The 6,994-nt window shown below is 60.3% G+C and carries 7 protein-coding genes; 2 read left to right on the top strand and 5 right to left on the bottom strand.

The annotated features are described in order from the left end of the window. Positions 1–653 precede the first annotated feature (653 nt). Complete coding sequence (locus HU806_RS26540; RefSeq protein WP_346657185.1) at positions 654–1,136, top strand: toll/interleukin-1 receptor domain-containing protein; 483 nt, start codon at positions 654–656, stop codon at positions 1,134–1,136. A gap of 63 nt (positions 1,137–1,199) precedes the next feature. Next, complete coding sequence (locus tag HU806_RS26680; protein WP_017337405.1) at positions 1,200–1,331, top strand: hypothetical protein; 132 nt, start codon at positions 1,200–1,202, stop codon at positions 1,329–1,331. 144 nt (positions 1,332–1,475) lie between these two features. On the opposite strand, the gene HU806_RS21790 is transcribed toward HU806_RS26680, so the two are convergent. The 5 genes from HU806_RS21790 to fmt form a co-directional block, all read right to left on the bottom strand. Further along, positions 1,476–2,639 carry an ATP-binding protein gene (locus HU806_RS21790; RefSeq protein WP_186614255.1) on the bottom strand — a complete coding sequence of 388 codons (1,164 nt, stop codon included), beginning with the start codon at positions 2,637–2,639 and terminating at the stop codon, positions 1,476–1,478. 187 nt (positions 2,640–2,826) lie between these two features. Next, positions 2,827–3,138, bottom strand: a complete 312-nt coding sequence (locus tag HU806_RS21785; RefSeq protein WP_186614253.1) for a tetratricopeptide repeat protein — start codon at positions 3,136–3,138, stop codon at positions 2,827–2,829. Positions 3,139–3,293: 155 nt separating this feature from the next. Continuing rightward, entirely contained in the window at positions 3,294–4,667 is a 1,374-nt protein-coding gene (gene trkA, locus HU806_RS21780) for a Trk system potassium transporter TrkA (RefSeq protein ID WP_186614251.1), read from the bottom strand. A gap of 23 nt (positions 4,668–4,690) precedes the next feature. Continuing rightward, a complete protein-coding gene (rsmB, locus tag HU806_RS21775) occupies positions 4,691–6,001 on the bottom strand; it encodes a 16S rRNA (cytosine(967)-C(5))-methyltransferase RsmB (protein WP_186614249.1) in 1,311 nt (436 codons plus the stop codon). After that, positions 5,998–6,957 carry a methionyl-tRNA formyltransferase gene (gene fmt / locus HU806_RS21770; protein WP_186614247.1) on the bottom strand — a complete coding sequence of 320 codons (960 nt, stop codon included), beginning with the start codon at positions 6,955–6,957 and terminating at the stop codon, positions 5,998–6,000. The genes rsmB and fmt overlap by 4 nt, the downstream gene beginning before the upstream one ends. Positions 6,958–6,994 lie beyond the last annotated feature (37 nt).

Below are 6,994 nucleotides of genomic sequence, written 5' to 3'. Positions count from 1 at the left end.
AACCCTGTTACTGAGGAGCCGGATGCGTGAATTGCGCACGTCCGGATCTGTGGGAGGCCGGCCCAGGTAACTGGCCGGTCGACCCGACTTTCAGATACATCCTCTTTTGTCATCGCTGATCCTCAAGCAAAATATATGACAACCGCACCGGCGACGGGTTGTGGCGACACGTCTATTTTCCACGCACATGCTGCTCGACGGTGAACACACCCGGGGTGTAACCGAGGCCGCTAGCGAACATTCACGCCACGCCTGCTAGCGGAATTCGCGCTATGGGCTATCGTCTGTGCCAGCATATTGGAATCACGATTTGAAGCGCTGCTTGATTTCGAGCCAATAAGGATGGGCTGCGGTGTTTTCAAAAGCTGATGGCTCGGTTCAGCCGCTGCTTAATCATCTCTTGGGCGAGCAGCTACAAACGGAAGGTTTACGACATGTCTAGATGTACAGCACCGGTACATGGTCATCGTTCGGCAAGCGCAAGAGCAGCGTGTCCCGCATGTGGCAGCGGATATAGCGGGTACGGATCGCGATCATATTCATCCTCGTCCTACGCACCATCCTATTCGTCCCCGGCTCACGGCGGGGGTGGTCGCAGTAGCGGCGGCTCATCCGGCAGCGCAAAGCCGCGCTGGTCGAAACCCGGATCCTCTGTGGCCTACACCTCTGCCGAGGTACGAACGCTCACACCTGTACGCGAAAATGTCGAGATGCGTGCGACGGTACCTGATCTGCGGGACGTGTTTCTTTGTCACGCGTGGGACGACCGGAAAGGATCCGCCAAGGACCTGCATGATGTACTCGAGTCGCTCGGTGTTTCCGTTTGGTTCAGCGAGAAAGATGTCCTTCTAGGCTCTTCGCTACTTCGTGAAATTGATAAAGGGTTGGCGAAGTCTCGAGTTGGGATTGTGCTGGTGACCCCTGCTTTGCTGCATCGCCTGGCAGCCGAAGGTATCGCCGACAAAGAGCTTTCTGCGCTTCTCGCAAGGGATCTGCTGGTTCCTATCATTCACGACACGACATACGAGTCTCTGCGCGAAGTCAGTCCTCTGCTCGGTTCGAGAAGCGGCCTGAGCACTGTTGAAGATACGTTTGCAGATATCGCGGCCAAGCTTGCCGAGTTGGTAGCCCCGTAGCGTCACTGTCCATGCGTACGGCTCCAGTTAGAAACCCCGTTATCAATCGAAGGAATTAAACATATGAGTATCAAACCCGGCCCTAAACCGATCGCTGAATCCACAGGCAAAAAGGACCAACGCCGTCGAGTGACTGAAGAAAACAAACCCAAACATCCTGATCTGGAAGTACATAAACACAAAAAAGGTGACTGACCTGAATGGCACTCACTTGGCCTTCTTCGGGTGTCCATTCTCCCGAATAAGGGAACCAGAAAAGGGGAGAAAAAAGGGGCGGATTTATTTTCAGTTCAATCAGCCCCTTTCTTCCCTCACCCCCTCACCACACACTGCAGGCCTTCACTCCTGGCGACGCATGAATTCTGCAAAAAGGGGAACTGTAAAATTCAGATATCCGTGATCGGTGCTGTAGATCATTCCTTTGGAAATGATGTTGGCCCGAGTCGGTCCCAGCGATGATTGAGGACGTCCCATCGCCTTCGCAATATCAGCAATGGCATAAGGGCCGTCGCCGAGCTCGGACATGGTCTTCACAAACTGCACTTCAGAAGGTGTAAGCCGATCAATGCGGACCCTGAAGAAACCTGCATCAAGAGAAGCTAATGTTTCGGAATAAGAATGGTCGACATCATCAAGCGTAATTTCAGGCCCCTCGGCGATGTTCCATGCCGTGGATGCCCACTCTTGAAGAAAGAATGGATAGCCCTGCGTCCGATCAACAATGCTGTCCAGCGCTGCAGCGTCGATAGAAGCTTCCTCCTCCAAGATCGGCTTTTGAACGGCTTGAGTCGCAGACGGTTGATCCAGCGCCCCCACCTCCGGGTAAAGGAAAAGCCGTTCGGCATATGACTTCGCCTCACCCGCCAGCCGAGCAACTTGCGGAAGGCCTGCACCGACCAGCAGAACCGGAAGCCCTTCTTGCGACATGCGATGGATAGAGACAATCAGTGCCGATAGATCTGCTTCGGTGAGGTATTGGACTTCATCAATGAGAAGAATCCAGCCTTTGCCGGCGGCCTGTGCCGCTTCACCTATTACAGTAAAAAGGTCTGGAAGATCGTATTGAAGATTTCCGCTATCCGCGAGTCCGGGCTCAGGCTCAACACCAATCTCAATACCTCCAACATCGATCTTGAAGATTGATGCAAAGCTGCGGAGTCCTTTCAGCCCACGATTAGCAATTTGCTTAGCGGCCTCAACGCTGGAAAGCGCGCGCATGACCTTTCGCATTTCAGGATAAAGAAGACGTGCCAGGCTTTCACGTTCTGGCGACTCGACCTTGGAGACAAGAAGACCTTCCTCCTTCGCAATTCTTCCTATCTCATTCAACAGGACCGTCTTACCCGTGCCTCTTAAGCCAAGGAGCATGATGGAACGAGCACTTCGCCCATTGAGGGCTCGTCCACAGGCAACTCTTGCTGCCTCAAGAATCAAGTCGCGTCCCGCCAATTCAGGGGGCCTGCTACCCGCGCCGGGCGCAAACGGATTACGGTAGGGATCCATGTCGACCTCATAAATAGCAAATTCTACAGGAAGATAGCTAAAGCTAGCTCAACTGGCTAGCTTTCGATATATATCGCTAGTATTCAGTAGAACCGGATTTGTTTTTGATGCTTTTTGTGAGTGCTTCGCACTGGAGCGCCAGCCCGGTCAAGCGGGAGCAAGCTCCCTCGCCACGGGTGCGTGGCGTTCAGGAATGGCGATCCAGTTTCTTGAGGAACACCGTCATCTCTTTTTCGGCCTGCTTATCGCCATGCGCCCGGGCCGCTTCCAACCCTTGTTCCCAGGCTTGGCGAGCCGCCGCAGCATCGCCTTGGCCCTGATGAGCCTTGCCCAGCAGTTTCCACGCCGCTGAATACTTCGGGTCGATTTCGACGCAGCGTTGGAGGTGTTCGGCGGCGCGGGGGAATTCGCCTAGGTCGAGGTAGCCCTTGCCCAGGCCGAAGCGCAGTAGGGCGTTGTCCACGCCCTTGGCGAGCATTTTTTCCAGGGAATCGAGCATTTGAAGACTCCTATGAACTCGTGGCGAGGGAGCTTGCTCCCGCTCGGCCGCGTAGCGGTCGCAAAATTGGGCCTGCTGCGCAGGCCAGCGGGAGCAAGCTCCCTCGCCACGGGGATTGTTTTGTTAGGAAGAGCTCATCCAGCCAGAAGGTTTAGTTAGAAAAAACTCAACCCCACATGGAACAGCTTCTCGACGTCACGAATATGCTTTTTGTCCACCAGGAACAGGATCACGTGGTCGCCCGTCTGGATCTCGGTGCCGTCATGGGCGATCAGCACTTCTTCGTCGCGGATGATCGCGCCGATGGTGGTGCCGGGCGGCAGGCCGATGTCGCGGATGGCTTTGCCGATCACTTTGCTGGATTTGGCGTCGCCGTGGGCGATGGCTTCGATGGCTTCGGCCGCGCCGCGGCGCAGGGAGTGGACGCTGACGATGTCGCCGCGGCGCACGTGGGCGAGCAAGGTGCCGATGGTTGCCAGTTGCGGGCTGATGGCGATGTCGATGTCGCCGCCCTGGATGAGGTCGACGTAGGCCGGGTTGTTGATGATGGTCATGACTTTCTTGGCGCCCAGGCGCTTGGCCAGTAGCGACGACATGATGTTGGCTTCGTCGTCGTTGGTCAGGGCCAGGAAGATGTCAGCGTCGGCGATGTTTTCTTCCAGCAGCAGGTCGCGGTCGGAGGCGCTGCCTTGCAGGACCACGGTGCTGTCGAGGGTGTCGGAGAGGTAGCGGCAGCGCGCCGGGTTCATCTCGATGATTTTGACCTGGTAGCGGCTTTCGATGGCTTCGGCCAGGCGTTCGCCGATCTGGCCGCCGCCGGCGATGACGATGCGCTTGTAGTTTTCGTCGAGGCGGCGCATTTCGCTCATGACTGCGCGAATATTCGCCTTGGCGGCGATGAAGAATACTTCGTCGTCGGCTTCGATCACCGTGTCGCCTTGAGGCAGGATCGGCCGGTCACGGCGGAAAATCGCTGCAACGCGGGTTTCTACATTGGGCATGTGCTCGCGCAGTTGGCGCAGTTGCTGGCCCACCAGCGGGCCGCCGTAGTAGGCCTTGACCGCCACCAGTTGCGCCTTGCCTTCGGCGAAGTCGATCACTTGCAAGGCGCCGGGGTGTTCGATCAGGCGCTTGATGTAGTTGGTCACCACCTGTTCGGGGCTGATCAGCACGTCCACCGGGATCGCTTCGTTGTCGAAGAGGTCGGCGCGAGTCAGGTACGCCGCTTCGCGCACCCGGGCGATCTTGGTCGGGGTGTGGAACAGCGTGTGGGCGACCTGGCAGGCGACCATGTTGGTTTCGTCGCTGTTGGTCACGGCCACGAGCATGTCGGCGTCGTCGGCGCCGGCCTGGCGCAGCACGGTCGGCAACGAGCCGCGCCCCTGCACCGTGCGGATGTCGAGACGGTCGCCGAGGTCGCGCAGGCGTTCGCCGTCGGTATCGACCACGGTGATGTCGTTGGCCTCGCTGGCCAGATGTTCCGCCAGCGAACCGCCGACCTGCCCTGCACCCAGGATGATGATTTTCATCCAGTCACTCCTATCGAATCGGTTTAACCGCGTGCGGCGGCGATCTTGATCAACTTGGCGTAGTAGAACCCGTCATGCCCGCCTTCCTGGGCCAGCAATTGCCGGCCGTGTGGCTGCTTGAGCCCGGCCTGGGTGGCAATGTCCAGCTCACGGGCGCCGGGGGTTCGGGCGAGAAACGCTTCGATCACTTCGGTGTTCTCGGTCGGCAAGGTCGAGCAGGTGGCGTACAGCAACATGCCGCCGACATCGAGGGTCAGCCATAAAGCGTCGAGCAATTCACCTTGCAACTGCGCCAACGCGGCGATGTCGTCCGGCTGGCGGGTGAGTTTGATGTCGGGATGGCGACGGATCACGCCGGTGGCCGAGCAAGGCGCGTCGAGCAGGATGCGCTGGAACGGCTTGCCGTCCCACCAGGCCGCCGTATCGCGACCGTCGGCGGCGAACAGCTCGGCGTCCAGGCCCAGGCGTGCAAGGTTTTCCTTCACCCGCACCAGGCGCTTGGCCTCCAGGTCCACGGCCACGACACCGGCCAGTTTCGGCTCGGCTTCAAGGATGTGACAGGTCTTGCCCCCCGGCGCGCAGCAGGCGTCCAGCACCCGTTGGCCGGGCGCCAGTTCCAGCAGGTCGGCGGCCAGTTGGGCGGCTTCGTCCTGGACGCTGATCCAGCCCTCGGCAAAACCCGGCAGCGCACGCACATCGCCCGGAGTTTCCAGGACGATGCCGTCGCGGCTGTACTGGCACGGGATGGCCGGGATGCCCGCCTCGCCCAGCAACGCCAGGTAGGCATCGCGGCTGTGATGACGGCGATTGACCCGCAGGATCATCGGCGGGTGGGCGTTGTTGGCGGCGCAGATGGCTTCCCATTGCTCGGGCCAGAACGCTTTCAAGGATTTCTGCAACCAGCGCGGGTGGGCGGTGCGCACCACCGGGTCGTGTTCCAGTTCCGCCAGCAGGGTTTCGCTTTCCCGCTGGGCGCGGCGCAACACGGCATTGATCAGGGCCTTGGCCCACGGCTTTTTCAGCTTGTCGGCGCAGCCCACGGTTTCGCCGATGGCGGCGTGGGCCGGGACGCGGGTGTAGAGCAGTTGATAGAGGCCCACCAACAGCAACGCCTCGACGTCGGCATCGGCGGCCTTGAACGGCTTTTGCAACAGCTTGGCTGCCAGGGCCGAGAGGCGCGGCTGCCAGCGGGCGGTGCCGAACGCCAGGTCCTGGGTGAACCCGCGATCACGGTCTTCGACCTTGTCCAGTTGGGTCGGCAAGGAACTGTTCAGCGAGGCTTTGCCGCTGAGTACCGCGGCAAGTGCCTTGGCGGCGGCCAGACGCGGGTTCATGAAGCGTCCGCCGTTTGGCCGAGGACGGTGCCGACGGCAAATTTCTCACGGCGGCTGTTGAACAGGTCGCTGAAGTTCAGCGCTTTGCCGCCGGGCAGTTGCAGGCGCGTCAGGCACAACGCCTGTTCGCCACAGGCAACGACGAGGCCGTCCTTGCTGGCGCTGAGGATTTCTCCCGGTGCGCCCTTCCCTTCGGCGCAACTGGCCGCCAGCACTTTCAGGGCTTCGCCGTTCAACGAGCTGTGGCAGATCGGCCACGGGTTGAAGGCCCGTACCAGGCGCTCCAGCTCGACGGCTGGGCGGCTCCAGTCGATGCGGGCTTCGTCTTTGTTCAGTTTGTGCGCGTAGGTGGCGAGGCTGTCGTCCTGCACTTCGCCTTCCAACGTGCCAGCAGCCAGGCCGGCAATGGCTTGGATCACCGCTGGCGGGCCGATCAGCGCGAGGCGATCGTGCAGGCTGCCGCCGGTGTCTTCGGCGCTGATGGGGGTGCTGACCTTGAGCAGCATCGGCCCGGTGTCCAGGCCGGCTTCCATGCGCATCACGGTCACGCCACTCTCGGCATCGCCCGCTTCCACGGCGCGCTGGATCGGCGCGGCTCCTCGCCAGCGCGGCAGCAGCGAGGCGTGGCTGTTGATGCAACCCAGGCGCGGAATATCCAGCACCACTTGCGGCAGGATCAGGCCGTAGGCGACCACCACCATCAAGTCCGGCTGCAGCGCTGCCAGTTCGGCCTGGGCCTGGGCGTCGCGCAGGGTAGGCGGCTGCAACACCGTGATGCCGTGCTCCAGGGCTAGCTGCTTGACCGGGCTGGGCATCAGTTTTTGCCCGCGACCGGCCGGCCGGTCCGGCTGGGTGTAGACCGCGACGATGTCGTGGGGGCTGGCCAGCAGGGCCTTGAGGTGTTCGGCGGCAAATTCGGGAGTGCCGGCAAAGACGATGCGCAGTGGCTCAGTCATGGGAAGCTCTCAGTTACAAAGCAATCGCAAAAAGAAA

This window comes from Pseudomonas sp. SWRI154, from assembly GCF_014268645.1.
Lineage (GTDB): Bacteria > Pseudomonadota > Gammaproteobacteria > Pseudomonadales > Pseudomonadaceae > Aquipseudomonas > Aquipseudomonas marvdashtae.
The sequence above is the reverse complement of the archived record's forward strand: the minus strand, read 5'-3'. Positions and strand labels throughout refer to the sequence as shown.